The 26,403-nt window shown below is 39.5% G+C and carries 22 protein-coding genes; 16 read left to right on the top strand and 6 right to left on the bottom strand.

Translation table 11 applies throughout. The features are described from left to right. Positions 1-12: 12 nt before the first annotated feature. Positions 13-2,061 carry a methionine--tRNA ligase gene (gene metG / locus INP95_RS07885; protein WP_197560477.1) on the bottom strand — a complete coding sequence of 683 codons (2,049 nt, stop codon included), beginning with the start codon at positions 2,059-2,061 and terminating at the stop codon, positions 13-15. 161 nt (positions 2,062-2,222) lie between these two features. Between metG and apbC the strand changes: the two genes are divergently transcribed. Further along, positions 2,223-3,335, top strand: coding sequence for an iron-sulfur cluster carrier protein ApbC (gene apbC / locus INP95_RS07880; protein WP_049372548.1), 1,113 nt, complete (start codon positions 2,223-2,225; stop codon positions 3,333-3,335). A 73-nt stretch (positions 3,336-3,408) separates the two neighbouring features. Here the strand turns inward: apbC and INP95_RS07875 are convergent, their stop codons facing one another. The 4 genes from INP95_RS07875 to INP95_RS07860 form a co-directional block, all read right to left on the bottom strand. Then, on the bottom strand, positions 3,409-4,038 hold the full coding sequence (locus INP95_RS07875; protein WP_197560476.1) for a histidine phosphatase family protein: 630 nt from the start codon (positions 4,036-4,038) through the stop codon (positions 3,409-3,411). 53 nt (positions 4,039-4,091) lie between these two features. Beyond that, positions 4,092-5,459, bottom strand: coding sequence for a toxin/drug exporter TdeA (gene tdeA / locus INP95_RS07870; RefSeq protein ID WP_197560475.1), 1,368 nt, complete (start codon positions 5,457-5,459; stop codon positions 4,092-4,094). 84 nt (positions 5,460-5,543) lie between these two features. After that, positions 5,544-7,475, bottom strand: coding sequence for a MacB family efflux pump subunit (locus INP95_RS07865; RefSeq protein ID WP_049372551.1), 1,932 nt, complete (start codon positions 7,473-7,475; stop codon positions 5,544-5,546). 17 nt (positions 7,476-7,492) lie between these two features. Beyond that, entirely contained in the window at positions 7,493-8,674 is a 1,182-nt protein-coding gene (locus tag INP95_RS07860; RefSeq protein WP_049372552.1) for an efflux RND transporter periplasmic adaptor subunit, read from the bottom strand. A gap of 223 nt (positions 8,675-8,897) precedes the next feature. Between INP95_RS07860 and glnS the strand changes: the two genes are divergently transcribed. From glnS to dapB, 14 genes are all read left to right on the top strand, one after another. Continuing rightward, positions 8,898-10,571 carry a glutamine--tRNA ligase gene (gene glnS / locus INP95_RS07855; RefSeq protein ID WP_197559471.1) on the top strand — a complete coding sequence of 558 codons (1,674 nt, stop codon included), beginning with the start codon at positions 8,898-8,900 and terminating at the stop codon, positions 10,569-10,571. Positions 10,572-10,637: 66 nt separating this feature from the next. After that, positions 10,638-11,078: a YcgN family cysteine cluster protein gene (locus tag INP95_RS07850; protein WP_165816473.1), complete on the top strand. Its 441-nt coding sequence runs from the start codon at positions 10,638-10,640 to the stop codon at positions 11,076-11,078. A 144-nt stretch (positions 11,079-11,222) separates the two neighbouring features. Beyond that, positions 11,223-11,636: a 4-alpha-glucanotransferase gene (locus tag INP95_RS07845; protein WP_232088513.1), complete on the top strand. Its 414-nt coding sequence runs from the start codon at positions 11,223-11,225 to the stop codon at positions 11,634-11,636. Between the two features lie 11 nt (positions 11,637-11,647). Beyond that, a complete protein-coding gene (gene glgB / locus INP95_RS07840; RefSeq protein WP_197560474.1) occupies positions 11,648-13,837 on the top strand; it encodes a 1,4-alpha-glucan branching protein GlgB in 2,190 nt (729 codons plus the stop codon). Between the two features lie 17 nt (positions 13,838-13,854). After that, entirely contained in the window at positions 13,855-15,873 is a 2,019-nt protein-coding gene (glgX, locus tag INP95_RS07835) for a glycogen debranching protein GlgX (RefSeq protein WP_197560473.1), read from the top strand. Further along, positions 15,863-17,161: a glucose-1-phosphate adenylyltransferase gene (gene glgC, locus INP95_RS07830; RefSeq protein ID WP_197555659.1), complete on the top strand. Its 1,299-nt coding sequence runs from the start codon at positions 15,863-15,865 to the stop codon at positions 17,159-17,161. The genes glgX and glgC overlap by 11 nt, the downstream gene beginning before the upstream one ends. A gap of 90 nt (positions 17,162-17,251) precedes the next feature. Further along, positions 17,252-18,691, top strand: a complete 1,440-nt coding sequence (gene glgA, locus INP95_RS07825) for a glycogen synthase GlgA (RefSeq protein WP_197560472.1) — start codon at positions 17,252-17,254, stop codon at positions 18,689-18,691. A gap of 114 nt (positions 18,692-18,805) precedes the next feature. Further along, on the top strand, positions 18,806-21,271 hold the full coding sequence (locus INP95_RS07820) for a glycogen/starch/alpha-glucan phosphorylase (protein WP_197560471.1): 2,466 nt from the start codon (positions 18,806-18,808) through the stop codon (positions 21,269-21,271). A gap of 105 nt (positions 21,272-21,376) precedes the next feature. Continuing rightward, positions 21,377-21,850 (top strand): 6,7-dimethyl-8-ribityllumazine synthase, encoded by a 474-nt coding sequence (gene ribH / locus INP95_RS07815; protein WP_005695997.1) that lies wholly within the window; start codon positions 21,377-21,379, stop codon positions 21,848-21,850. Between the two features lie 5 nt (positions 21,851-21,855). After that, positions 21,856-22,293, top strand: a complete 438-nt coding sequence (gene nusB, locus INP95_RS07810) for a transcription antitermination factor NusB (protein WP_049364133.1) — start codon at positions 21,856-21,858, stop codon at positions 22,291-22,293. A gap of 57 nt (positions 22,294-22,350) precedes the next feature. Continuing rightward, positions 22,351-23,331, top strand: a complete 981-nt coding sequence (thiL, locus tag INP95_RS07805; RefSeq protein WP_197560470.1) for a thiamine-phosphate kinase — start codon at positions 22,351-22,353, stop codon at positions 23,329-23,331. Beyond that, complete coding sequence (locus INP95_RS07800) at positions 23,331-23,825, top strand: phosphatidylglycerophosphatase A family protein (RefSeq protein ID WP_420026388.1); 495 nt, start codon at positions 23,331-23,333, stop codon at positions 23,823-23,825. The genes thiL and INP95_RS07800 overlap by 1 nt, the downstream gene beginning before the upstream one ends. Continuing rightward, positions 23,819-24,445 (top strand): LysE family transporter, encoded by a 627-nt coding sequence (locus INP95_RS07795; protein WP_197560469.1) that lies wholly within the window; start codon positions 23,819-23,821, stop codon positions 24,443-24,445. The genes INP95_RS07800 and INP95_RS07795 overlap by 7 nt, the downstream gene beginning before the upstream one ends. Positions 24,446-24,462: 17 nt before the next feature. Next, entirely contained in the window at positions 24,463-25,275 is an 813-nt protein-coding gene (gene dapB / locus INP95_RS07790; RefSeq protein ID WP_197560468.1) for a 4-hydroxy-tetrahydrodipicolinate reductase, read from the top strand. On the opposite strand, the gene yfaE is transcribed toward dapB, so the two are convergent. Beyond that, positions 25,270-25,518 carry a class I ribonucleotide reductase maintenance protein YfaE gene (gene yfaE / locus INP95_RS07785; RefSeq protein WP_049365833.1) on the bottom strand — a complete coding sequence of 83 codons (249 nt, stop codon included), beginning with the start codon at positions 25,516-25,518 and terminating at the stop codon, positions 25,270-25,272. The two genes, dapB and yfaE, sit on opposite strands and share 6 nt — an antisense overlap. Before the next feature lie 106 nt (positions 25,519-25,624). Between yfaE and INP95_RS07780 the strand changes: the two genes are divergently transcribed. Beyond that, positions 25,625-26,311, top strand: a complete 687-nt coding sequence (locus INP95_RS07780) for a hypothetical protein (protein ID WP_197560467.1) — start codon at positions 25,625-25,627, stop codon at positions 26,309-26,311. Positions 26,312-26,403 lie beyond the last annotated feature (92 nt).

Raw genomic sequence — 26,403 nt, 5'->3', positions numbered from 1 at the left:
CTAAATATTAAATTATTTTACTTGCATACCAGCAGTAACACCGCTATCCGCTGAAAGTAAGAATAAATCACTTCCGCCAGTACCAGCAGAAAGAATCATTCCTTCTGATACACCAAATTTCATTTTACGTGGAGCAAGGTTTGCAACCACAATAACAAAACGACCTTCTAATTCTTCAGGTTTGTTATAAGCGGCTTTAATGCCTGAGAACACTTGGCGAGTATGGTCACCTAAATCTAATTCAAAACGTAAGAGTTTGTTTGATTCAGGTACCGCTTCACATTTTAACACTTTTGCCACACGCATATCGATTTTAGCAAAATCATCAATGGTAATAGTGTCAGCTATTGGTTCAACATTTGAAAGTGCGGTCGCTTTTGCCACTGTTTTTTCTGTCGCTTTGTTTGCTTCAGCGAAAAGAGCCTTGGTTTCTTCTACAACAGCATCAATTTGTTTTTTCTCTAAACGCGAGAAAAGGGCTTTAAATGGAGTAAGTTGATGGCCTAATAAAGGCTGTGCAATATTATTCCAAGTTAATTCTGTTTGTAAAAACGCTTCTGCACGTTCAGCCAGTTTTGGAAGAACCGGTTTTAAGTAAGACATTAATACGCGGAAAAGCTCGATACCCATTGAGCAAACTGCTTGTAATTCAGCCTCTTTGCCTTCTTCTTTCGCAATGATCCAAGGGGCTTTTTCATCGATATATTTATTGGCTTTATCGGTTAATGCCATGATTTCACGAATTGCTTTGTTATATTCGCGGCTTTCATAATAAGTAGCGATTTGTTCAGCTTGTGCAGTGAATTCATTGAAAAGCGCTTCATCTTCTAGTTTATCTGCTAATTTGCCTTCAAAACGTTTTGTGATAAAGCCCGCATTACGAGACGCTAAATTGACTAATTTATTCACGATATCAGTGTTTACACGTTGAACGAAATCTTCCAAATTGAAATCAAGATCTTCGATACGATCGTTTAATTTCGCTGCGTAGTAGTAACGCAAACATTCTGGATCAATGTGATTTAAATAGGTGCTGGCTTGGATAAATGTACCGCGTGATTTTGACATTTTGGCGCCATCTACGGTGACATAACCGTGAGCAAACACATTGGTTGGTTTGCGGAATTCGCTACCTTCTAACATCGCCGGCCAGAATAGACTGTGGAAATACACGATATCTTTACCAATAAAGTGATAAAGTTCTGCATCGCTGTTTTCTCCCCAGAATTCATTAAAATCAATGCCTTCACGATCGCAGAGATTTTTGAATGAAGCCATGTAGCCGATTGGGGCATCTAGCCAAACATAGAAGAATTTATCTTTTGCACCTGGAATTTCAAAACCAAAATAAGGGGCATCACGAGAGATATCCCATTGTTGCAAACCACTTTCAAACCATTCTTGCATTTTGTTTGCAATTTCCGGTTGAAGTGAGCCAGAGCGAGTCCATTCTTTTAACATCCTTTCAAAAGCAGGTAAGTCAAAGAAGAAGTGTTCAGATTCTTTAATGATTGGTGTTGCACCTGATACAGCAGAACGCGGATTAATTAAATCCATAGGGCTATAAGTCGAAGCACAAACTTCGCAGTTATCACCATATTGATCTTCAGCTTTACATTTTGGACAAGTCCCTTTAACGAAACGATCCGGTAAGAACATATTCTTTTCAGGATCGAATAACTGAGAAATCACTTTCGTTTTAATGAAGCCTTTAGCTTTTAATTTATTGTAAATATCAGCGGTGATTTGTTTATTTTCTGCACTGTGAGTAGAGTGATAGTTATCAAAACTGATATTAAAGCCTGCAAAATCACGTACGTGATCAGCTTTTGCTTTTGCGATTAATTCTTCTGGTGTAATGCCTAATTTATCAGCATTAAGCATGATTGGTGTGCCGTGTGCGTCATCAGCACAGACAAAATGAATTTTGTTGCCACGCATACGTTGGAAACGCACCCAAATATCCGCTTGAATATGTTCTAACATATGGCCTAAATGAATGGCACCATTTGCATAAGGTAATGCACAAGTTACTAAAATTTTACGAGGTTGAGTTGTCATTATTTTTCTCTTATTCTTTTTGCAAAAATTGTGAGTATGTTACCCGATTGGTGTGATTTTTTCTAGTTTAGTTATACTTTTAGCTTAACATTTGAGGTGTAAAAGGGGTAGAATATCCCTGACAAATTTACTCTACTACCTACTACTATTAAAGGAATATTATGGCAACTGCTTTTTCTGAAAATTTAACGGCAGAACAACAATCTCAGGTTCTGCAACTTTTCCAACAATTTCAACACCCAACCTTACAAAAAGACTTAATCGAATTAAAGACTTTGAAGAAAGTTGAAAAAGGCGGTGACGTATTACGTATTGAATTACAATTGCCTTTTGCATGGAACACTGGCGTGGAGCAAGTGAAACAGCAGCTTTCTGATGCTTTATTAAAAGCAACAGATAGCAAAGAAATCAAATGGGTGGTGAATTATCAAATCGCAACGTTAAAACGTGCAAATAATCAACCAGCTGTAAAAGGTGTGAAGAACATCATCGCGGTGACTTCAGGCAAAGGTGGGGTAGGGAAATCGTCCGTTTCGGTGAATCTTGCACTTGCTTTACAAGCTCAGGGTGCTCGTGTGGGGATCTTAGATGCAGATATTTACGGCCCATCTATTCCGCATATGTTAGGTGCGCCGCATCAACGCCCAACTTCACCAGATAACCAACATATCACCCCAATTAAAGCGTATGGTTTATCTGCCAACTCAATCGGTTTCTTAATGGATGAAGATAATGCAACCATTTGGCGAGGTCCAATGGCAAGTAGTGCATTAAGCCAACTTTTAAATGAAACCTTATGGGATAGCTTAGATTACTTAGTGATCGATATGCCACCGGGTACAGGTGATATCCAATTAACCCTTTCACAACAAATCCCTGTAACGGGGGCTGTAGTAGTGACGACGCCACAAGATATTGCGTTATTAGATGCGGTGAAAGGCGTGTCGATGTTTGAACGTGTATCTGTGCCAGTGTTAGGTATTGTGGAAAATATGTCTATGCATATTTGTAGTAATTGTGGTCATCACGAAGCGATTTTTGGTACCGGTGGTGCAGAAAAAATGGCACAAAAATATAATGTGAAAGTATTAGGTCAGTTACCGTTGAATATCCAAGTTCGTCAAGATTTGGATGCGGGTAAACCAACTGTAGTTGCCGCACCAGACAGTGAAATTGCGAAATCTTTCTTAGATTTAGCGGAGAAAGTATCAACTGAGCTTTACTGGCAAGGGTCTGTGATTCCAAGCGAGATTTTATTCCGCGAAGTGAAATAATCACAAAAACATCATAAAAATTAACCGCACTTTAGGTCATCCAAAGTGCGGTTATTTTTTTAGGTAAATTTGCTTATTTTAAATGATCCGCATCATTTATTTTCTCAACGCAAAAACCGTTCTCATCGTCATAATGCACAACACTAATTGAGGTGTTAATGAGAGATACTGATTTATCTTCATCGCGGTGATTTTGCCACGTAGCACCGTTTAATAAGGCAAGCAATAAACGTAGAGTATGGCCATGCGACACAATGAGAATATTGCCTTGATTGTGGATCTTAATAATGTCGTGCAATGCTTTCATGGCTCGCTCGCCCAGCTGTTCGAATGTTTCTCCACCATTTACTTGAGCTTTGTAATTGGCAGGATCTTTAATAAGTTGCTGGAATTCTGGATGTTCTCTTAAGGTATCAACAAGTTGACCTTCCCAAGAACCAAAATATTGTTCGTTTAAACCTTGGTGATGGAAAAGGGGAATATCTCGTTCACCAATAATATGAGAGGCTGTCGCGATGGTACGTTTTAATACGCTAGAGTAGGCTGCGACAAAAGGAATATTATTAAGTGCAAAACCTGTTTTTTTCGCACCATTAACGCCTTCTTCAGTCAAAGGGGAATCGCCATGACCTTGCATTAAACCTTCCGTATTCCAAACAGTTTTACCGTGGCGGATGAAATAAAAAGTCAGTTGTTTTTTCATTTTTCATGTCCATAAAAAAGATTAAGGAAGCCGAAACTTCCTTAATCATGATTTTAACGGGAGTAATAACCTGCCATTGAACTATATACGGCATTTTCTGCTTGAATGATGTTGTATTTCGCATTCAAGATAGAAAGTTGAGAGCTTTTCTCTGTGTTTGCCGCGGCGAGCCATTCACGTAATTCAGATACACCAGCATTGTAACGATCACGATAGTATTTGGTGATACGTTGATTATAGCTGTGTGTTTTTTGCAAGTTAGCAAAGGCACTTTGCGCTTGTGTATAGGCGAAGTAGTTAGTATCTACATCGTTTAAGGCTTTAGTGATGCTTTGCTCGTAGTTTAAACGTGCGGTTTCATAATCGGCTTCAGAGATTTTCACGTTCCATTTCACCGTATTCCAGTTGAGGAATGGTAGGCTAATACCGATTAACCCTGTACCAACTGGATTGTGCAATGCGTTACCGACTTTAGTACCACTTGATGTTAAGCTGCCGCCTAAAGTCACTTCTGGGAACCAACCTTTTTCGGTTGCTTTCGCATTTTTGAATGCACTGCTTAAGCGATATTGATAGCCTTTCACATCAGGACGATTCGCAATGACAGAAACAGGCACATTTAAATTTACGCCCACATTTTTCACATTAAGAATGTGTGGGAAGTTGATATTTAATGCTTCTTCCGGTTTTAAGTTTAGTAAGTTACGTAAAGTTTGTTCCGCTGTTTTACGTTGTGTTTGATAGTTGATCAAGTTGTTACGTGCGTTCAATACCGCTTGTTGTGCTTGATCTACACTTGCGCTGTCAGCCACGCCTTGAGATAAACGACGTTGCATAATGCTGCTAATGTCGTTGTAGTATTTAATGGTTTCCTCAGTTGTGCTGATAGCGTCATTTAAATAAGCAATTTGATAATACGTTGTCACAACAGAGTTGATGAGTGAAAGTTTGGTTGCTTCTAAATCTTCAGCCGTTGCTTTGTGTGACCATTCTGCCGCATCAGCCGTATCCGCTAAGCGTTGCCATAAGTCTAACGTATAACTCACATTTAATGCACCTTGATGGCTTACTGCTGAGCTGCCACCGGTTTTCATATTTTTACTTGCGGAAGATTGGGTTGAACCACTAAATGCCGGAATTAAATTTGCGCCTGCAAGGTTTGCATTATATAGAGCACGGTTTACGGCAACAGAAGCTTTGGCTAAATCTTTGTTGTTGACTAATGCTTGTTCTACCACACGATTTAATTGTGAATCATTGTAAAGCGCCCACCAGTTTTCTTTTACATTAAATTGTTTGGTGATTTCCGCATAATTTTGGTAATCCTGCTGGCTCGCTTTATAAGAATCGCCGATGTTAGCACAACCTGCTAGAGCCGTTGCCATCGCGATTGCTAAGGTTAATTTTTTCATTTTTAACATGGATTTTTTCCTTTCTTTTTAATTAAAGTGCGGTCAAAAATTAGTAAGAATTTTAACCGCTCTTTTGTGTTTTACAAAATTTCTTTATTCTCGAGCAAGAGCTGTAATTGGATCTAATTGTGCTGCACGTTTTGCCGGCATATAGCCGAAGATCACACCAATAAGGGTAGAGAAGACCACCGCTGCAACAATTGAGCCGGTAGAGAATGCCATCGTAAAGTCAGTCATAAATACGTTAAATAGTAGACCGATTAAACCCGAAAGCAGAATACCCGTCACGCCGCCAATTAAACAAATTAGCACTGCTTCAATCAAAAATTGTTGCAGAATATTGAATTGTCTTGCCCCAATAGCCATTCGCACACCAATTTCTTTGGTTCGCTCTGTCACGGAAACCAACATAATATTCATCACACCAATCCCACCAACGATTAATGAAATAAAGGCGATAGAGGAAATGAGCAATTTCATCGTGCCCGTTGTGCTTTCAATAGTTTGTTTGATGGTATCGCTATTCATGATGAAGAAATCTTTTTTACCATGACGCATGGTAAGCAATTCAGTAATCCCTTTTTCAGCGACTGTAGTATTCACGGAATCATCTACTTTAACGGTAATCGAGCCAATTTTTTTGCTGCCCGAAATACGATTCATCACAGTAGTGTAAGGCGCATAGAGATTAAGTGAACTACTTGCCCCGCCCATTTGTTTATCAGATACTACGCCAATAATACGTAATGGACGTTTATTAAACATCACAATTTTGCCGATGGGATTTTCATCTGGGAAAATCGACTTTTTCGCACTTTCATCGATTAAGGCTACTTGGTTGTTATCAGCGACATCTTGAGCCGAAAATAAATTACCGGATTTTAGTTTTAAGCCATCTACATCAAAATATTGTTCTCCTACACCTTTTAAACTGGTCGAGGAGAAAGTTTGGTTGCCATAAATTAATGTGCCACTTGATGAGCTATTCGGCGTGACACTTTGTACATAACTTTGTTGATTTAAGGCAGTTGCATCATTAATTGTGAGATTCTGCATTTGTTCAGCACGACGATCACCAAAGCCTGTACCATTAAAAATCGTTATGGTGCTCGTCCCAATTCCTCGAATATTTTCTAAGATTTTTTGCTGTGAACCATTTCCCAATGCCACGACAGAAACCACAGACGTAATCCCGATGATAATCCCGAGCATGGTTAAAAGAGAACGCATTTTGTGGGCAATAATAGCACTCACAGACATACGAAAGGCTTCTACAAATTGATCTTTGCTAAACCCAAAGTGCGGTTTAGATTTGGTTGGATTTTCGACCGCACTTTTTACTGTTTCTTTTTGCGTATCGCCAATGATTTCACCGTCTTTAATTTCAATCACACGATTCGCACTGGCCGCAATTTCTCGGTCGTGGGTTACCATAATAATGGTGTGTCCCTCTGCGTGTAATTGACGCAGAATTTCCATTACATTTTGACCACTTTGCGAATCCAATGCGCCAGTGGGTTCATCGGCTAAAATAATTTCGCCACCATTCATCAATGCACGTGCAATACTCACACGTTGTTGCTGACCACCGGAAAGCTGGCTTGGTTTATTTTGCCATTTATCACCTAAACCTAATTTTTCTAAAAGTTGTTTTGCACGAGAAAGACGTTTTTCTTGCGACATTCCTGCATAAATAGCAGGCAAGGCGACGTTTTCAGCGGCAGTTAAACTCGACAATAAGTTATAGCGTTGGAAAATAAAGCCGAATTTTTGGCTACGTAAATCTGACAGCTGATCTTTGCTTAATTCAATAGTTTCTTTGCCATTGATTTTGTAAGAACCACTGGTTGCTGTATCCAAGCATCCGATGATATTCATCAAGGTCGATTTGCCGGAACCTGACTGCCCAATAATCGCTACAAAATCGCCTTTTTCAATATTTAAAGAGACATTCTTCAAAATATGAACGCGATTTTCACCTTCACCGAAGTAACGGTTGAGATCCTTAATTTCAATAATATTCATTAATTTCTACCGCACTTTTAGAACATTCTTGGACCACGAGGCATAGAGCCAACTTTTTCACCATTAGCCACTTGTGACACGATAACTTTTTCACCTTCGTTTAAGCCGGATTTGATTTCACTTTGGAAATCATTTTGTACACCGGTTTCAACTTCACGCTGTTCAGGCTGATTTTTGTCATTCAATACATTGACAAAGCTTTTGCCATCACGTTTTTGAATAGCCATATTGGAAACCAATAACACGTCTTTGGCATTGGCAATTTTGATGTTGTTTTCTGTCGTCATTCCGATGCGTAAAGTTCGATCAGGATTATCAATCAGTACATTGGCATAATAGTAAATCGCACTGGTTGTGGAGCTGCTACTTGAACTTGTCGAAGATGATGTTGAAGAGCTATCACTTGTCGTGGTATTGGCAGGATCAACAGAATCAATGACAGAGTGATACACGGTTTGGCTATCAGATAAAATAGTAAAGCTGACTTCTTGGCCTGCTTTAACTTTGGTAATGTCGCCTTCTGAAATTTCAGGTTTAATTTTCATTTTGCTTAAATCGGCAATGGTCACAATTGTTGGCGTCGTTTGGTTGGCATTAACAGTTTGACCTTCAGAAACGGGCACAGAAATGACGGTACCATCCATTGGTGCGGTAATTTTTGTATAACCCACATTGGTTTCTGCGGTATTCACTTCAATTTCAGCTTGTTTGATATTGGCTTCAATGGCTTCCATTTCCGCTTTCGCATTATCAAGGGTGCTTTTAGCTGTATTCAGACTATCTAAAGATGTCGCTTTTTGTGTATAAAGTTTTGATAAGCGGTTATAGCTTGAAAGGGCTACATCATAAGCGGTTCGCTTCGCTTTTAATTGCGCTTGATAGCTAACCAATGCCGCCTTTTTGGTATTTAAGGTATTAATTTGGGTTGTAGAATCAATATCTGCGATCATTTCGCCTTTTTTGATTTCTTGTCCTAATTTGACATAGAGTTTGGTAATTTTACCCGAAGCTTGGGCACCAACATCAACTTCATTTACGCTTTCAACCGAACCAGAGGCAACAACTGTTTTTTCCACATTGCCACGTGTAACCGATTCAGTCAGATAGGTGGTTTCTTGCTTGCTATTGCTTGAGAAAAAATAATAAGCTGCGCCAGCAGCAATGAGTAATCCAAGTAAAATAAAAAAGCGTTTTTTCATAAAGACTTTGTCATCCCAAATAAAAAAATGAACGTTTGTTCAGTGAAGGTGTATTCTAAAGGCAAACTTTTCAGTTTGCACGAAAAATCTTCAAGTTAGACCTAAAAATCCTCAAAAATTCAGTATTAATTTAATGAAAGTGCGGTTAGTTTTGGGATCAAATTCACAACGCCAGACTTTTCGTATAGAATGGAGAAATTATTTTCAATTTATTGAGAAATTTATGAGCAATACAGAACACACTCTAGAAAATGCGGAAAATACCCGCACACACAATTTCATTACTCAAATTATTGATGAAGATTTAGCTTCGGGTAAACACAAAAGTGTTCATACTCGTTTCCCGCCTGAGCCAAATGGCTATTTGCATATTGGCCACGCAAAATCGATTTGCTTAAACTTTGGGTTAGCAAAAGAATATAACGGTTTATGTAACCTACGTTTTGACGATACCAATCCGGTGAAAGAAGACGTGGAATATGTGGATTCCATTAAAGCCGATGTAGAATGGTTAGGCTTTAAATGGGAAGGCGAACCGCGTTATGCGTCTGATTATTTCGATGAACTTTATGGCTATGCCATTGAGTTAATCGAAAAAGGTTTAGCGTATGTGGATGAACTTTCTCCAGATGAAATGCGTGAGTATCGCGGTACATTAACTGAGCCTGGTAAAAACAGTCCATATCGTGATCGTAGTGTCGAAGAAAACTTAGCGTTATTTGAAAGAATGAAAAATGGCGAATTTGCTGAAGGTACATTAAGTCTTCGTGCAAAAATCGACATGGCTTCACCATTTATGGTCATGCGTGATCCCGTGCTTTATCGTATTAAATTTGCGAGCCATCACCAAACCGGTGACAAATGGTGTATTTACCCAATGTACGACTTCACTCACTGTATCTCTGATGCGATTGAGCGTATTACACACTCTCTATGTACATTAGAATTCCAAGACAACCGTCGTTTATATGACTGGGTGCTGGAAAATATTAGTATTGAACGTCCATTGCCGCATCAATATGAATTCTCTCGTTTAAATTTAGAAGGCACATTAACATCTAAACGTAAATTATTGAAATTAGTGAATGATGGCATTGTGGATGGTTGGAACGATCCGCGTATGCCAACGATTTCAGGTTTACGTCGTCGCGGTTATACACCGGCTTCATTACGTGAGTTCTGCCGTCGTATCGGTGTGACTAAACAAGATAACGTCGTAGAGTATTCTGCACTTGAAGCTTGCATTCGTGAAGATTTAAACGAAAACGCACCACGCGCAATGGCGGTGATTGATCCTGTTCGTGTAGTGATTGAAAACTTTGAAGGCGAAGAAACCTTAACGGCGCCAAATCACCCGAATCGTCCTGAATTAGGTGAGCGTCAATTACCGTTTACGAAAGAGCTTTATATTGATCGCGCAGACTTCCGTGAAGAAGCAAATAAACAATATAAACGTTTAGTATTAGGTAAAGAAGTGCGTTTGCGTAACGCTTATGTGATTAAAGCTGAACGTGTAGAAAAAGATGCAAATGGTGAAATCACCACGATCTTCTGTACTTACGATCCTGAAACTTTAGGTAAAAATCCAGCGGATGGTCGCAAAGTGAAAGGGGTAATTCACTGGGTATCTGCAGTGCATAATCACCCAGCGGAGTTCCGTTTATACGATCGTCTTTTCACCGTACCAAACCCAGGTGCAGCAGAAGAAATCGAAAGCGTGTTAAATCCAACCTCTTTAGTGGTGAAACACGGTTTTGTAGAACAAAGCCTTGCAAATGCAGAACCAGAAAAAGGTTACCAATTTGAACGCGAAGGTTATTTCTGTGCGGATAACAAAGACAGCCGTCCAGAGCACTTAGTGTTTAACTTAACGGTAAGCCTAAAAGAAGGCTTCTAATTCTAAACAACAAAGTGCGGTCAAAAATCACGTAAATTTTGACCGCACTTTTTTATTTGTTTCACTATGCAATTTGAATCTCATTTTTGGCAAAAAAAATCGCTCCTTGAAATGACGGAACCCGAATGGGAAGCTTTATGTGATGGCTGCGGAAAATGCTGTTATCGAAAATACATTCAAGGGCGAGGCAAGCGTGAAAAACTTTATTACACACGCATTGCTTGCAATCTCTTAGATGTGGAAACAGGGAAGTGTCGTAATTATCCTGAGCGTTTTAAAATCGAAAGTGATTGCACCAAATTAACCAAAAATAATTTGCCTGATTTTGGATGGTTGCCGAATACCTGTGCTTATCGCTTATTGTATGAGGGAAAACCTTTGCCAGAATGGCATCCCTTAATCAGTGGCGATCCTAATTCAGTGAAAAATGCAGGCATTTTAATTCCAGATGGCGTGCATGAAGAAGATGTCATTGATTGGTTTGAATTTGTCATTGAAACTGAATAATTCAAATTTTGTTGTCTTTTTATCCTCTTTAAACTTTGTTTTTTGATTTAGGTCACAATTTGCAAGATTGGCAATTGTATTTCAATTGTGCTTACTTATAATACTTATTAAGTATTATATAGATGTATCATTCATTGTATGCAAATGTCCTTATCACTTAAACAATCTGCTGAAAAACTTGGCATTTCGTTTTCCCATTATGATATTGATGGGCATTTGATTGATGCATCGCCAACCAGTATTGATTATTTTATCGAGCAGTTGCAATTTCCGCCGAATATTGGACAAAATCAGCCGTTCCAACATGTCATATGTGCCTTTGAAAATGAACCCATTCATGATGATTTAATCGAGTTTTCTTCTCCTCCTGATGCTTCTTTGCGTTATCAATTGCTCGACGAGCAAAACCAAATTCAGTTTGAAAAAACAATTCCATATTCAACCGCACTTTCATCCATTGCCTGCTTTGCCTTTTATCTATTATCGTTTAATGCTTTTTGCCGCTCAACAAACGAGAAAATACAATCGGTTGTAAATAATCAAGCTTGCAAAGCATAAAGGAGTATGTCATGACGAAATTAGTCGCTCAATCAGTAATTAATTCATTTTTTGATGGCAAACATGCCGATCCTTTTGCTGTATTAGGCATGCATGAAACTCACAATGGTATTGAGATTCGTGCTTTATTACCCGATGCAGATAAAGTCGAAGTGATTGACAAAGAAAGTCAATCCATGGTTGTCGAACTAGAAAAACAGGATGACCGCGGATTTTTTGCTACTATTGTGCCGGATATTCACCATTTCTTTACCTACCAATTAAAAGTGTATTGGGGCGTAGAAGCTCAAATTATTGAAGATCCGTACCGTTTCCATCCGATGATGAATGACTTGGATCAATGGCTATTGGCGGAAGGTTCGTTATTGCGTCCTTATGAAGTATTAGGTGCTCATTTTACTGAATGTGACAGTGTACCGGGCGTAAATTTCCGGGTATGGGCGCCAAATGCTAAACGTGTTTCGTTGGTTGGTGATTTCAACTATTGGGATGGTCGCCGTCATCCAATGCGTTTCCATCCGGCAAGTGGTGTGTGGGAGTTATTCTTACCAAAAGCTAGCCTTGGGCAACGCTATAAATTTGAATTGATTGATTGCAACGGCAACCTTCGTTTAAAAGCTGACCCTTATGCTTTCAGATCGGAATTGCGCCCAGATACTGCATCAGAAATCAGTATGTTGCCGGATGTAGTCGAAATGACGGAGCAACGTCGTAAAGCGAACCAACGTAATCAACCTATTTCGATTTATGAAGTACATTTGGGATCATGGCGCCGTAATTTAGAAAATAATTTCTGGCTAGATTACGACCAAATTGCCGATGAGCTTATTCCTTATGTAAAACATATGGGCTTTACCCATATTGAGTTTTTACCGCTCTCCGAATTTCCATTTGATGGTTCTTGGGGCTACCAACCGATAGGGCTGTATTCACCAACTAGCCGTTTTGGTACACCAGAAGGCTTTAAACGCTTAGTCGAAAAAGCGCACAAAGCAGGTATTAATGTGATTTTAGACTGGGTACCGGGGCATTTCCCTAGTGATACACACGGTTTAGTGGCATTTGATGGTACAGCCTTATATGAACATGCTGACCCACGTGAAGGCTATCATCAAGACTGGAATACCTTAATTTATAACTATGGTCGTAATGAAGTGAGAAACTTCTTATCCAGTAATGCATTGTATTGGCTTGAACGATTTGGTGTAGATGGTATCCGTGTAGATGCGGTCGCATCAATGATTTACCGCGATTACAGCCGTGCTGAAGGCGAATGGATTCCGAATCAATATGGCGGTCGTGAAAACTTAGAAGCCATTGAATTCTTAAAACATACCAACTGGAAAATCCATTCTGAGGTGTCCGGTGCTATTTCGATTGCGGAAGAGTCCACTTCTTTTGGTGGCGTAACCCATCCAACAGAAAACGGTGGTCTTGGATTTAATTTTAAATGGAACATGGGCTGGATGAATGACACCCTAAGTTATATGAAACTCGATCCAGTTTATCGTCGTTATCATCACGACAAAATGACCTTCGGGATGATTTATCAATACAGCGAAAACTTTGTATTGCCACTTTCTCACGATGAAGTTGTACATGGCAAATGTTCGTTACTTGGCAAAATGCCGGGCGATGCATGGCAAAAATTCGCTAACTTGCGTGCTTACTACGGTTATATGTGGGGCTATCCAGGCAAGAAATTATTATTCATGGGCAATGAATTTGCTCAAGGTCGCGAATGGAATTATGAAGAAAGTTTGGATTGGTTCTTGCTTGACGAAAACCATGGTGGCCTATGGCATAAAGGTGTATTGCAATTAGTCAAAGATTTGAATGGAATTTATCAAAAAAATGCACCGCTCTTTGAGTTAGATGGTGAACCGGAAGGCTTTGATTGGTTAGTGGTAGATGATGCGGAGAATTCAGTCTTTGCTTTTGAACGTAAAAGCAGTGATGGTGAACGCATTATCGTGATCAGTAACTTCACTCCGGTGCCACGCGAAGGCTACCGTATCGGTGTAAATGTAGCGGGTGAATACGAAGAAATTTTGAATACTGACTCAATGTATTATCAAGGTTCAAACGTAGGTAATTTCGGCTTGGTAGAAAGCGAAGAAATTGCAAGTCACGGACGTGATAATTCGATTAGCGTGACCATTCCGCCACTCGCAACGATCTATTTAAAATATAAAGCATAACAATAGCGAAAAACACAATGTTTAGTATTTATAACAATGGCAAACCTTCCCCAATGGGATATTCACAAACGCTGGAAAACGGCCTGAAAATTTCGAATTTTGCGCTGTTTTCTAGTGCGGCGGATGCTGTTGAACTTTGTTTGTTCCGTGATGGCAAAGAAAGCCGTTTTGCCATGAGCAGAACCGATGATATTTGGTATGTGGCAATCGAGGGCGTCGAGCTGAATGATGAGTATGCGTTCAGAATCACTGGTAAAAATGACCGCACTTTAGCTAATCCGCAAAAGTTAATGCTTGATCCTTATGCGAAAGCAGTAAGCCATAAACCAGATTTAAGTTCATCAGAAGCCCGTTCCATTTTCTTGTTAAATGACGGACGGGATAATGCAGCGGTTGCACCTAAAGGTCGCATTGTGGATGAGAGTTTTGATTGGTCAGGGGATTGTAAGCCGTCTATCCCTTGGGCTCAAACCATTGTGTATGAACTGAATGTTAAAGGATTTAGCCAATTAAATTCCCGTATTCCAGAAAATATTCGGGGTACTTATGCGGCGTTAGCACATCCTGAAAATATTGCGTATTTTAAATCATTGGGTATTACCAGCCTTGAATTGCTTCCAGTGAATTTCTTCATTGATGAACCACATTTGCAAGAAAAAGGATTACGTAATTATTGGGGCTATAACCCATTAGCCATGTTTGCTTTAGAACCAAGTTATGCCGCTGATCAAAAACAGCCTTTAAATGAGTTTAAGAGCATGGTCAAAGCCTTGCATCAAGCAGGCATAGAAGTGATTTTGGATGTGGTGTTTAACCACACGGCTGAATCCGAAAAAACATTCCCAACATTTTGTCAGCGAGGTATTGATGATAAAACCTATTACTGGCAAAACGAGCATGGTGATTACCTCAACTGGACGGGGTGCGGCAATATGCTCAATCTTGCTAACGACGTCATTCGCAAATGGGTATTAGATTGTTTACGTTACTGGGTAACAGAATGTCATGTGGATGGTTTCCGTTTTGATTTGGCCACTGTGCTTGGTCGTGAAACACCTGATTTCAATCCGGATGCACAATTGTTTGCAGAAATGGAACAGGATAACGTTCTACAACAAATTAAATTAATCGCAGAGCCTTGGGATATAGGGCATTACGGTTACCAAGTTGGTTATTTCCCAGCCTATTTTTCTCAATGGAATGATCGTTTCCGCGATGATATGTGTCGTTTTTGGTTATGGCAAAGTGGTGAAGTGGGTGCTTTTGCAGAACGTTTTGCTGGCTCGAGCGATATTTTTAAACGAGAAGGACGATTACCACATGGTAGCTTGAATTTTATTACTGCCCATGATGGTTTTACATTACGAGATTTAGTGAGCTATAACCATAAACACAATGACGCTAACGGCGAAGAGAACCGTGACGGACGAAATGAAAATTATAGCTACAATCATGGTATAGAAGGTTCTCAACTCGATTTAACTGATGAATGGCAAAGTGCGGTCGAAAAACGCCGTGTTTTATCGGAAAAAGGTCTATTAGGCTCGCTATTATTATCAAATGGTGTGCCGATGCTACTTGCTGGAGATGAGTTTGGTAACAGCCAATATGGCAATAACAATGCCTATTGCCAAGATAACGAAATTACGTGGTTAAAGTGGAATGATTTTAACCAAACCTTATTTGACTTCACCAAGCAAACCATTGCATTACGAAAAAAAATTCAAAGTTTGCAACAGGATGCTTGGTGGTCGGATGAAAATGTCGAGTGGTTGAATACAGGGGGAAACCCTATGACCCTAGACGATTGGCATAATCGGGAAAGCAAAGCCCTACAAGTCATGTTGGACGGCAAATATCTTTTCTTAATTAATGCAAAAACTGAACCGCAATCTTTTTATTTGCCAAAGGGGAAATGGAAAAAGATTGCCGAAACTGAAAATAGCATGATTCAACAATGTGATGTGAGCGGTATAGCATTTGAAGTGTTGGAACATATGGATGATGAAAACTATGGAGTTTGTTATGAAAAGTGATCTTAATAAATATGAATTAGTTAAAGATACTTTAGTGCTTATTTTGGCTGGTGGTCGTGGTTCCCGTTTACATGAATTAACCGATAAACGTGCTAAGCCTGCGTTATATTTTGGCGGTAATCGTCGCATTATTGATTTTGCGCTTTCCAACTGTATAAACTCAGGCTTGAATCGTATTGGCGTCGTAACCCAGTATGCCGCTCACTCTTTATTACGCCACTTACAGACAGGTTGGTCATTCTTACCACAAGAGCGTGGTGAATTCGTTGATATGTTACCTGCTCGTCAACAAATTGATGATTCTACATGGTACCGTGGTACAGCGGATGCGGTATATCAAAATATGGCGATTATCCGTAATCACTATCGTCCAAAATACATTTTGATTCTTGCAGGTGACCATATTTATAAACAAGATTACAGTGTCATGTTGATGGATCACGTGAGAAGTGGAGCAAAATGTACAGTAGGTTGTATTGAAGTACCACGTTCTGAAGCGAGTGAATTTGGTGTGATGGCAGTAAACGAAAATCTTAAAGTTAAAGCCTTCGTTGAGAAACCAAAAGATCCACCAGCGATGGTTGGTAAACCAGACATTTCATTAGCATCAATGGGGATTTATGTCTTTGATGCAGAGTATCTCTATAAAATGCTTGATAGAGAAGTGAATACACCTTGCACATCTCATGACTTTGGTAAAGATGTCTTGCCAAAATGCTTGGAAGAAGGCGTGCTTTATGCACATCCATTCAGCCGTTCTTGCATGGGCAGAAATACTGAAGGTGAGATTTACTGGCGTGATGTGGGTACGCTTGATAGCTTCTGGCAATCTAATATCGATTTGGTTTCAGAAAATCCACAATTAGATATTTACGATCAAAGCTGGCCAATTCGTGGTAATCCAGTACAGGCTTATCCGTCTAAATTCTTCTATAAAAAAGCGAATGTCAAACCGGTAGATAACTCGCTTATCGGTGGTGGCTGTGTGATTACCGATGCATCTATTAGTAATTCTGTGTTGTTTGATAGAATCAAAATTGATGAAGGATCTTCTGTTGATCACTGTGTGGTGTTACCACAAGTACAAATTGGTAAAAATTGTACATTGAAAGACTGTATTATTGATCGCCATTGTATTATTCCAGATGGTATGGAAATTGGTGTGGATAAAGCCCTAGATAGTAAACGTTTCCGTGTAAGTTCTACCGGCAAGGTTGTACTTGTTACATCAGCAATGTTGAAAAAATTGCAAGGCGAAGAAGTCACTAATGAAGAACATTTGGATTAAAGTGCGGTCAATTTTGACAGTATTTTTAATGAACTAAAAAGATTGTGCTGTTATCAATGACAGCACAATTTTAAGTATAAAAGGAAAATTATGAGAGTTTTACATGTTTGCTCGGAGCTATATCCCTTGCTCAAAACCGGTGGACTTGCCGATGTTTTAGGGGCGTTACCTTTTGCACAAAAAGAAATTGGTATTGATACACGTATTTTGTTGCCGGCTTATCCAAAAATCTCTGCGGGCATTGAGAACACGCATGTCGTCACAGAATTTGATAATTTTGCAGGTCATGTTGTGTTACGTTATGGCGAATACAATGGCGTGGGGATTTATCTGATTGATGCGCCACATCTCTATTGGCGAGAAGGAAATCCTTATCATGATACCGATTACAATGATTATGCTGATAACTATAAGCGTTTTGCTTTATTAGGCTGGGTGGGCGCAGAACTTGCGACAGGCTTAGACAGTTGGTGGCGAGCAGAAGTGGTTCATGCTCATGATTGGCATGCGGGCTTAGCCGCTGCTTATCTCTTTAATAAAGGTCGCCCTGCAAAATCAGTATTTACAATTCATAACTTGGCTTATCAAGGACAATTTGCTCATCGCCATTTACATGAAATTGGATTGCCAGAAGGCATGTTCCATGTTGATGGTTTAGAATTATTTGGCCAAATTTCGTATTTAAAAGCAGGTCTCTATTATTCTGATATGGTCACAGCAGTGAGTCCTACTTATGCAAAAGAAATTACTACACCAGACTTTGCTTATGGCTTGCAAGGCTTGTTAACAGGCTTACGTGGAGCCGGTAAGTTGGTGGGGATTTTAAATGGCGTGGATCAAGAAATTTGGCATCCAAGCTGTGATGCATATATTCAGCATCACTACAAATTAAAATCCATCGCAGGCAAGAAGAAAAATAAAGCTGATTTACAAGCTTATTTTAATTTACCACAACAACCTGATGCACTCTTATTTGTGATGGTAACTCGCTTAACAGAACAAAAAGGTGTGGATTTACTGATTGCCACAGCGGATGAAATTGTTAAACAAGGTGGTCAATTAGCGATTCTTGGTTCCGGTGCTAAACATTTAGAAGAGGGAATTTGCCAATTAGCACAACGTTACCCAGAACATATTGCAGTAAAAATTGGCTATGATGAAGCACTTTCACATTTAATGGTTGCGGGCGGTGATGTCATTTTAGTTCCAAGCCGTTTTGAACCTTGTGGATTAACCCAATTATATGGCTTGCAATATGGCACATTGCCGCTTGTTCGAGCGACTGGGGGATTAGCGGATACAGTGACAAACAGTACAAGCGAAACCATTAAAGAGCGTACTGCAACAGGCTTTGTATTCCAAAAAGCTGAAGCAGATGATTTACGAAGTGCTATCCAACACGCCTTTGCGTTGTGGCAAAAACAACGTGTTTGGGCAATGGTTCGTAATAACGCCATGGCACAGGACTTTAGTTGGAAAAATGCCGCCGCTCAATATGAGCAGCTTTATTTAAGCATTTTAAACCAATAATTCAATGGATTGACTCCCTCTTCAAAATAATCGCCTTTGAAGGGGGATTTTTGTTGTTTTTTTCGTAAAAAAGCTTAAAATTTGCGCGATTTTTTTATTGAGGTTTTATTTTCTATGATCATGGACAATTTTGATTCGCCATTTCTCTACAATCGACCAAGTCTTGATGTTGAAGGCGTGAAAAAAGCAATTGTTTATAAATTAATTTTCTTAATTGGTCGTTCACCAAAAGAGGCGAGTCAACGCGACTGGCTAAATGCGACGCTTCATGCAGTGCGTGATTTAGTGACTGAAGGCTGGATTACCACCGCTCGTCAATCTCGTGCAGAAGAAACTCGCCGTGTTTATTACCTTTCCATGGAATTCTTAATCGGCCGTACACTTTCTAATGCGATGATTGCAGAAGGCATTTATGATGTGGCACAAAAAGCCTTGGCTGAATTAAATGTTGATTTAGAAGAGATTATTGAAAAAGAAGTGGATCCTGGTTTAGGTAATGGTGGTTTAGGTCGTCTTGCTGCTTGTTTTATGGACTCACTTGCAACGTTAGCGATTCCAGCAATGGGTTACGGTATTCGTTATGAATACGGTATGTTCCGTCAAAAAATTGAAAATGGCCAACAGGTTGAGCGCCCTGATGATTGGTTAGAAAAAGGTGCACCTTGGGAATTTATGCGTCCATCAAAACGTTTCAGTATTGATTTTGGTGGTCATATTTATTTTGAAGGCAAAAAATGTATTTGGAATCCAGCTGAAAAAGTGACCGCACTTGCATACGACCAAATGATTCCTGGCTATAAAAATGATTCAGCATCAACGTTGCGTTTATGGTCTGCTCATGGTGGTGAGGTGTTTGATTTAGCGGAGTTTAACCGTGGTGATCACTTAGCGGCGGTAGCAACCCGTTCAGCTAACCAAAACCTTTCTCGCGTACTTTATCCAGATGATTCTACCTGGAATGGTCGTGAATTGCGTTTACGTCAAGAGTACTTCTTGGTATCAGCGTCTTTACAAGATATTCTTCGTCGTCATTTCAGAACACATGGCACGTTAGATAACTTAGCAGATAAAGTTGCGATCCACTTGAACGATACCCACCCAACATTAGCGATTCCTGAGTTAATGCGTATTTTAATCGATTTACACGGTTATTCATGGCAAAACGCTTGGGATGTGACTCGTCGTATCTTCTCTTATACTTGCCATACTTTAATGTCAGAAGCATTAGAAACCTGGCCGGTAGAAATGATGGCGAAAATCTTACCGCGTCATTTACAAATGATTTTTGAAATTAATGATCATTTCCTAGAGTATGTGAAAACTTATGTCACGACTGATATGGACTTTATCCGTCGCGTTTCTCTGATCGAAGAAGGATATCAACGTAAAGTGCGCATGGGCTGGTTGTCTGTTGTCGGCTCACATAAAGTGAACGGTGTTGCGGCGATTCACTCAGATCTTATGGTGACATCAACCTTTGCTGATTTTGCTCGTATCTACCCAGAACGCTTCACCAACGTGACGAATGGCGTGACACCGCGTCGTTGGCTTGCCGTAGCAAACCCGAAATTAGCGGCTTTATTTGATCAATATATTGGTTCTGAGTGGCGTTGCGATTTAAGCCAAATTGAAAAACTTAAAGCGTTTGCAGATAAAGGTGAATTTAAGCGTGCTGTCGCAGATATCAAATATGATAACAAAGTGAAATTAGCACAATATGTGAAGAAAACCCTTGATATCGATTTAGATCCACACGCATTATTTGATGTTCAAGTAAAACGTATTCACGAATACAAACGTCAAATGCTTAATGTGTTACACATTATTGCTCGTTACAACGAAATGTTGGCAGAACCAGAAAAAGATTGGCAGCCACGCGTATTTATTTTAGCGGGTAAAGCGGCTTCGGCTTACTATGCGGCAAAACAAACCATTCGTTTAATTAACGATGTCGCGAATGTCATCAATAACGATGAGCGCTTAAAAGGTCGTTTAAAAGTTGTCTTTATTCCGAACTACAGCGTAAGTCTTGCACAATTAATCATTCCAGCAGCAGATATTTCTGAGCAGATCTCTCTTGCAGGAACAGAAGCATCAGGTACCAGTAACATGAAGTTTGCCTTAAATGGTGCGTTAACATTGGGTACGCTTGATGGTGCGAACGTTGAGATTTTAGATAACGTTGGTAAGGATCATATCTTTATCTTTGGTAATACGGTTGAACAAGTTGAAGCATTACGTCGCGAAGGTTATCGTCCGTTTGATTATTATCAAAATGACGAGCAGTTACGTGAAGTCATTGACCAAATCATTCGTGGTGATTTCTCACCGGAAGAACCGAACCGTTATCATTCTCTCATTCAAGGTTTACAATACCACGATTATTATCAATCCTTTGCTGATTTCCGCAGTTATGTGGAAGCGCAAAAAGCGGTAGATAAAAAATATCAAGATCGTGATGCATGGATAGCAAGTACTATTCAAAATATGGTGAATATGGGCTTCTTCTCATCAGACCGTACGATTCTTGAATATGCGAAAAATATCTGGAAAATTGAACCGTTAAAACTCGAGAAGTAAGTTCTTGTCCACTCATAGAAAACCCTGTCGGATTATTTCCACAGGGTTTCTTTTTATGCTAAAATCCACCGTCAAATTTATTGTTCATTCAGATTAGGAAAAAGTATGAAAGTTTTAGAAGGTGCGGTAGCTGCACCAAATGCTAAAATCGCAGTGGTGATTGCCCGTTTTAACAGTTTTATTAATGAAAGTTTATTAGAAGGTGCGGTAGATGCATTAAAACGTATCGGCCAAGTGAAAGATGAGAATATCACAATCGTTCGTGCACCAGGTGCGTATGAACTTCCATTAGTAGCACGTCGTTTAGCTGAAAGCAAAAAATTTGATGCGATTGTAGCATTAGGTACGGTAATCCGTGGTGGTACCGCTCACTTTGAATATGTGGCTGGCGAAGCAAGCAGCGGTTTAGGTCAAGTGGCAATGCAAGCTGAAATCCCAGTAGCATTCGGTGTTTTAACAACTGAAAACATTGAACAAGCTATCGAGCGTGCAGGTACTAAAGCGGGTAATAAAGGTGCAGAAGCAGCATTAACTGCACTTGAAATGGTGAATCTTTTACAACAAATTGATGCGGCATAATTCCAATGACAGAGAAAAAAGAACCTGTAAAAAAAGTATCGCCACGTCGTAGAGCGAGAGAATGTGCAGTTCAAGCATTATATTCTTGGGCGCTCTCAGGTAATGCACCAGAACAAGTGGAACTTACTTTCGTTGTGGATCAAGATTTAAAAGGTGTGGATAAACCTTATTTTAGCCGCCTTTTCCGTCAAACCGTTGCGAATGTAGAAGCCGTTGATTTTTCAATGAGTCATTATTTAGATCGCACGTTGGATGAATTAGATCCGATTGAAAAAGCGATTTTACGTTTAGCGGTTTATGAACTTCAATTTGAGCCAGATGTACCGTATAAAGTGGCGATTAACGAGGCAATTGAAGTGGCGAAAGTGTTTGGAGCAGATGAAAGCCATAAATACATTAACGGTGTATTGGATAAAGTCGCTCCTGCATTAGGTCGCAAATAATTATTCAAATGTAGGGTAGACAAATGTCTGCCCTTTGTTTTTTGGTGTGCAGATAAAATGAGTACAGGTGAATTTGATCTTATAGGGCAATATTTCTCAATACAAAAAGGCAATCAACACTTTGTCGATTTCAGTATCGGGGATGATTGTGCGCTCACTCATATTCCAGAAGGCTATCAGCTTGCGATTACCACCGATACAATGGTCGAGGGTACGCATTTTTTATCTTCTATTTCTCCCCAAGATTTAGCCTATAAAGCTATCGCGACAAATCTAAGTGATTTAGCTGCCATGGGAGCGAAACCTGCTTGGATTTCGCTTGCACTGACATTACCTGAAATTGATGAAAACTGGCTAAGTCAATTTAGTCAAAGTCTGTTTGATACATTAAATCAATTTGATGTGATGTTAATTGGTGGCGATACAACGAAAGGCCCACTTTCTGTAACCATTACGGCACAAGGTTTCGTACCAAAAGGAAAGGCTTTATTCCGACATAACGCGAAGGTTGGAGATTTAATTTATGTATCGGGCACGTTAGGTGATAGCGCGGCGGGTTTAAATTGGATCTTACAGGGTAAAAGTGCGGTCGATTTTGATACTGAATTTTTAGTAAAACGTCATTTTCACCCAATGCCACGCGTTGAATTAGGTCAAGCCTTAATGGATGTAGCGCATTCATGTATTGATATTTCAGATGGTCTTGTCGCTGATTTAGGACATATTTTAACGAGAAGCCAATGTTCTGCGGAGATTGATTTATCCTTCTTGCCTTTATCCACATCACTCAAAAAAACATATAGCTTAGAAAAAACAGAAGCGTTTGCATTAAGTGGCGGGGAAGATTATGAACTTTGCTTTACAGTTCCTGCAAACAAAAAGGCCGAGATTGAAAAGTTATCCCAATCGTTGAATATACCTTGCACTTGTATCGGAAAAATTGTTCCGCAAAATAACAATCAGTTTACTTTTTTAAAAGATGGACGTGTAATGAATTATCAAGCGCCGTCTGGTTTCGATCATTTTAAGGATAAATAATGAATAGTTCACCACTTGATAGAGTTAGCTTAAAAAATCCAGTTCATTTACTGGCATTAGGTTTCGGTTCAGGACTCATTCGTCCAGCACCGGGTACATGGGGAAGTTTAGCTGGAACGATTTTAAGCTCCGCATTATTAGCCTGTGTTGGACTAAAAATCTTTCTAATTTTGACCGCACTTTGCTTTGCGCTTGGCTGTTATTTATGCCAAAAAACCGCAGATGATATGGGCGTTCATGATCATGGCTCCATTGTTTGGGATGAATTTGTTGGGGTATTTATTGTGTTAGCCGCGATTCCAACTTTGTCGTTTCCTTGGATTGTGATTGCCTTTGTATTGTTTCGTTTCTTCGATATTTTAAAACCTTATCCCATCCGTTATTTTGACCAAAAATTGGAAAGTGGTTTTGGGATTATGGTGGATGACGTTTTAGCGGCAGTTTATGCGGTTATCGTGATCGTGATATTACGTATTGTAGGCTTACCATGCTAAATTTGATGATTATTCATCTTGTTGGTTTACTTTCGCCAGGTCCAGATTTTTTCTATGTTAGCCGAATTTCTGCCATGAGTTCCCGTCGAGAAGCTATTGGTGGCGTGATTGGGATTACCATTGGTGTATTAATTTGGGCTACGGCTGCTGTTTTAGGACTCGCTATTATTTTTGCCACCATGCCAATTATTCAAGGCATAGTGATGATGCTTGGTGGATCGTATTTAGTTTATCTCGGCATTAAAATGGCAAAAGTAAGAACCAATGCAGTCTTTGATGAAAAGCAGAATGCAAATACATCAAATCAATCGACTTTAATGAGCATTATGAAAGGTTTATTGGTCAATTTATCTAATGCTAAAGTTGTGATTTACTTCAGCAGTGTGATGTCATTGGTTTTAGTGAATATTACCGAAACATCACAGATTTTGACTGCGCTAGCCGTGATTACCGTAGAAACTTTTTTATATTTCTACATCATTTCGGTGCTTTTCTCACGTTCTGTTGCAAAACAGTTTTATAGCCAATATAGTCGCTATATTGATAACGCAGCAGGGCTGATTTTTATTTTCTTCGGAATCTATTTAATTTATAGTGGCGTTCAACACGCTTTAATTTGATTAAAAAAGGACAAAACATGACATTAAAAATTGCGATCGCCGGTGCCGGTGGAAGAATGGGGCGTCAATTAATTCAAGCCGTACATAATGCAGAAGGGGCAGAGTTAGGTGCTGCTTTTGAACGTAAAGGTTCCTCTTTAGTCTGTGCAGATGCTGGCGAGCTTGCGGGTATTGGTGCATTAGGTGTCAAAGTATCAGATGATTTAAATGCAGAAAAAGACAACTTTGATTTGCTGATTGATTTCACGCGTCCAGAAGGCACGCTTGAGCATATCGCATTTTGTGTCGCTAATAACAAAAAGATGGTAATTGGTACCACAGGTTTTGATGACGCAGGTAAAGCCGCAATTCAAGCTGCATCGGAAAAAATCGCCATTGTATTTGCCTCAAACTTTAGCGTAGGCGTTAATTTGGTGTTTAAACTATTAGAAAAAGCTGCCAAAGTGATGGGTGATTATTGCGATATCGAAATCATTGAAGCACACCATCGTCACAAAGTGGATGCACCATCTGGTACCGCACTTTCTATGGGGGAACACATTGCGAAAACTCTTGGGCGTGATTTGAAAACACATGGCGTATTTTGTCGCGAAGGCATTACAGGCGAACGCAAACGTGATGAAATTGGTTTCTCTACCATTCGTGCTTCAGATGTTGTGGGGGAACATAGTGTCTGGTTTGCGGATATTGGAGAGCGCGTTGAAATTGCTCACAAAGCATCAAGCCGTATGACCTTTGCCAATGGTGCAGTACGTGCAGGTAAATGGTTAGAAAAACAATCTCACGGATTGTTTGATATGACAGATGTGTTGGATTTGAATAATTTATAATTCTATTTCTAAATCACTTTCCACCCGACAACAACACAGCAAAATCTCATCGGGTTGAATAAAGGCAAGGGGCGCTTCGGCGTAAGATACCTTGCCTTTTTTGATCTTCACGCGGCAAGAACCACAATAACCTGAACGACATTGATATTCATGGTGAATTTGATGTTGTTCTAAAAAATTAAGCAGGGAAGTTTGGTTATCGAAATCTAAGGTGATTTGGCGCTGAATAAGATGGATTTTCATGAAACAAAATAAAACAAAATTTTGCTCATTATAGAAGAAAGAGAAGTAAAACTCACGGCTCTTTTGTTGTAATATAGCGAGCTAATATTCATCATAAGGAAAGAACATGCAAACCTTTCTAAAATTAACGTTAATTTCAACCGCACTTTTATTAACAGCTTGTAGCTCAATTTCAAAAGAGCCGGTTAAGCATATTGATATGTATGTAAAGCCTTATTACGATGCCAGAGATGGACGACTTGAACAGATTAATGTGAACAAAGATATTGATGCGTTATTACTGAAAAATACACAAAAAGATTTTGAAAGTGCGGTCAATATTATTGAGAAAAAAGTGGATTTTGTTTCCCCAATGACAATGTTTGCACTTTCTGCTCGTGCTTATGATTTTGGCTTGCGTGATGAAGCGGTAAAATGGTTTTATCGTGGGCAAAACCGTTTAATCACCGCGTTATATGTGTTGGATTTAGATAAATTGACGGTATCGAATAACACGGGATTTGGGCAATTAGTGGGACAGCATGTTAATCCGTATGCGTTCTGTGATTTGAATAAGCAACACAAAGCGGCGCAAGATGCGATTGACTGGGCTAAAAAACATCCGTATCAAGCAGTGTTTTTACCTCAATTACCAAGTAAGCATCCAGATAGAAAACTGGCATTAAAAGAAGCAGAGGCAAAACTTGATGCACGTTTAGTTGAGCAAGACCGCTATTTTGCTAATCCTGAAAATAAAGCGAAATGGGAAAAAGAACGCCAAGATAACTTGGTGAATGAGCGATTTTGTTGGTGATTTTAAAAAAAATTTAAAAATCTTAAGGTTACTTAAGATTTCATTAAGATTTGTTGTGTTTAATAAGCATCAACAAGGCGGCAATGAGGATA

It is taken from the genome of Haemophilus parainfluenzae (genome assembly GCF_014931375.1).
Taxonomy (GTDB): Bacteria; Pseudomonadota; Gammaproteobacteria; order Enterobacterales; family Pasteurellaceae; genus Haemophilus_D.
This window is presented reverse-complemented; position numbering and strand designations above follow the sequence as displayed.

Excerpts from the sequence above, each read along its gene's own strand:
- ribH (WP_005695997.1), top strand. The coding sequence starts at position 21,377 with ATGAAAGTTTTAGAAGGTGCGGTAGCTGCACCAAATGCTAAAATCGCA.
- thiL (WP_197560470.1), top strand. The coding sequence starts at position 22,351 with ATGAGTACAGGTGAATTTGATCTTATAGGGCAATATTTCTCAATACAA.
- tdeA (WP_197560475.1), bottom strand. The coding sequence starts at position 5,459 with ATGTTAAAAATGAAAAAATTAACCTTAGCAATCGCGATGGCAACGGCT.
- INP95_RS07800 (WP_420026388.1), top strand. The coding sequence starts at position 23,331 with ATGAATAGTTCACCACTTGATAGAGTTAGCTTAAAAAATCCAGTTCAT.
- INP95_RS07860 (WP_049372552.1), bottom strand. The coding sequence starts at position 8,674 with ATGAAAAAACGCTTTTTTATTTTACTTGGATTACTCATTGCTGCTGGC.
- INP95_RS07850 (WP_165816473.1), top strand. The coding sequence starts at position 10,638 with ATGCAATTTGAATCTCATTTTTGGCAAAAAAAATCGCTCCTTGAAATG.
- nusB (WP_049364133.1), top strand. The coding sequence starts at position 21,856 with ATGACAGAGAAAAAAGAACCTGTAAAAAAAGTATCGCCACGTCGTAGA.
- INP95_RS07820 (WP_197560471.1), top strand. The coding sequence starts at position 18,806 with ATGATCATGGACAATTTTGATTCGCCATTTCTCTACAATCGACCAAGT.
- INP95_RS07845 (WP_232088513.1), top strand. The coding sequence starts at position 11,223 with ATGTCCTTATCACTTAAACAATCTGCTGAAAAACTTGGCATTTCGTTT.
- INP95_RS07780 (WP_197560467.1), top strand. The coding sequence starts at position 25,625 with ATGCAAACCTTTCTAAAATTAACGTTAATTTCAACCGCACTTTTATTA.
- glgC (WP_197555659.1), top strand. The coding sequence starts at position 15,863 with ATGAAAAGTGATCTTAATAAATATGAATTAGTTAAAGATACTTTAGTG.
- glgB (WP_197560474.1), top strand. The coding sequence starts at position 11,648 with ATGACGAAATTAGTCGCTCAATCAGTAATTAATTCATTTTTTGATGGC.
- glgA (WP_197560472.1), top strand. The coding sequence starts at position 17,252 with ATGAGAGTTTTACATGTTTGCTCGGAGCTATATCCCTTGCTCAAAACC.
- dapB (WP_197560468.1), top strand. The coding sequence starts at position 24,463 with ATGACATTAAAAATTGCGATCGCCGGTGCCGGTGGAAGAATGGGGCGT.
- INP95_RS07875 (WP_197560476.1), bottom strand. The coding sequence starts at position 4,038 with ATGAAAAAACAACTGACTTTTTATTTCATCCGCCACGGTAAAACTGTT.
- yfaE (WP_049365833.1), bottom strand. The coding sequence starts at position 25,518 with ATGAAAATCCATCTTATTCAGCGCCAAATCACCTTAGATTTCGATAAC.
- glnS (WP_197559471.1), top strand. The coding sequence starts at position 8,898 with ATGAGCAATACAGAACACACTCTAGAAAATGCGGAAAATACCCGCACA.
- INP95_RS07795 (WP_197560469.1), top strand. The coding sequence starts at position 23,819 with ATGCTAAATTTGATGATTATTCATCTTGTTGGTTTACTTTCGCCAGGT.
- glgX (WP_197560473.1), top strand. The coding sequence starts at position 13,855 with ATGTTTAGTATTTATAACAATGGCAAACCTTCCCCAATGGGATATTCA.
- apbC (WP_049372548.1), top strand. The coding sequence starts at position 2,223 with ATGGCAACTGCTTTTTCTGAAAATTTAACGGCAGAACAACAATCTCAG.
- metG (WP_197560477.1), bottom strand. The coding sequence starts at position 2,061 with ATGACAACTCAACCTCGTAAAATTTTAGTAACTTGTGCATTACCTTAT.
- INP95_RS07865 (WP_049372551.1), bottom strand. The coding sequence starts at position 7,475 with ATGAATATTATTGAAATTAAGGATCTCAACCGTTACTTCGGTGAAGGT.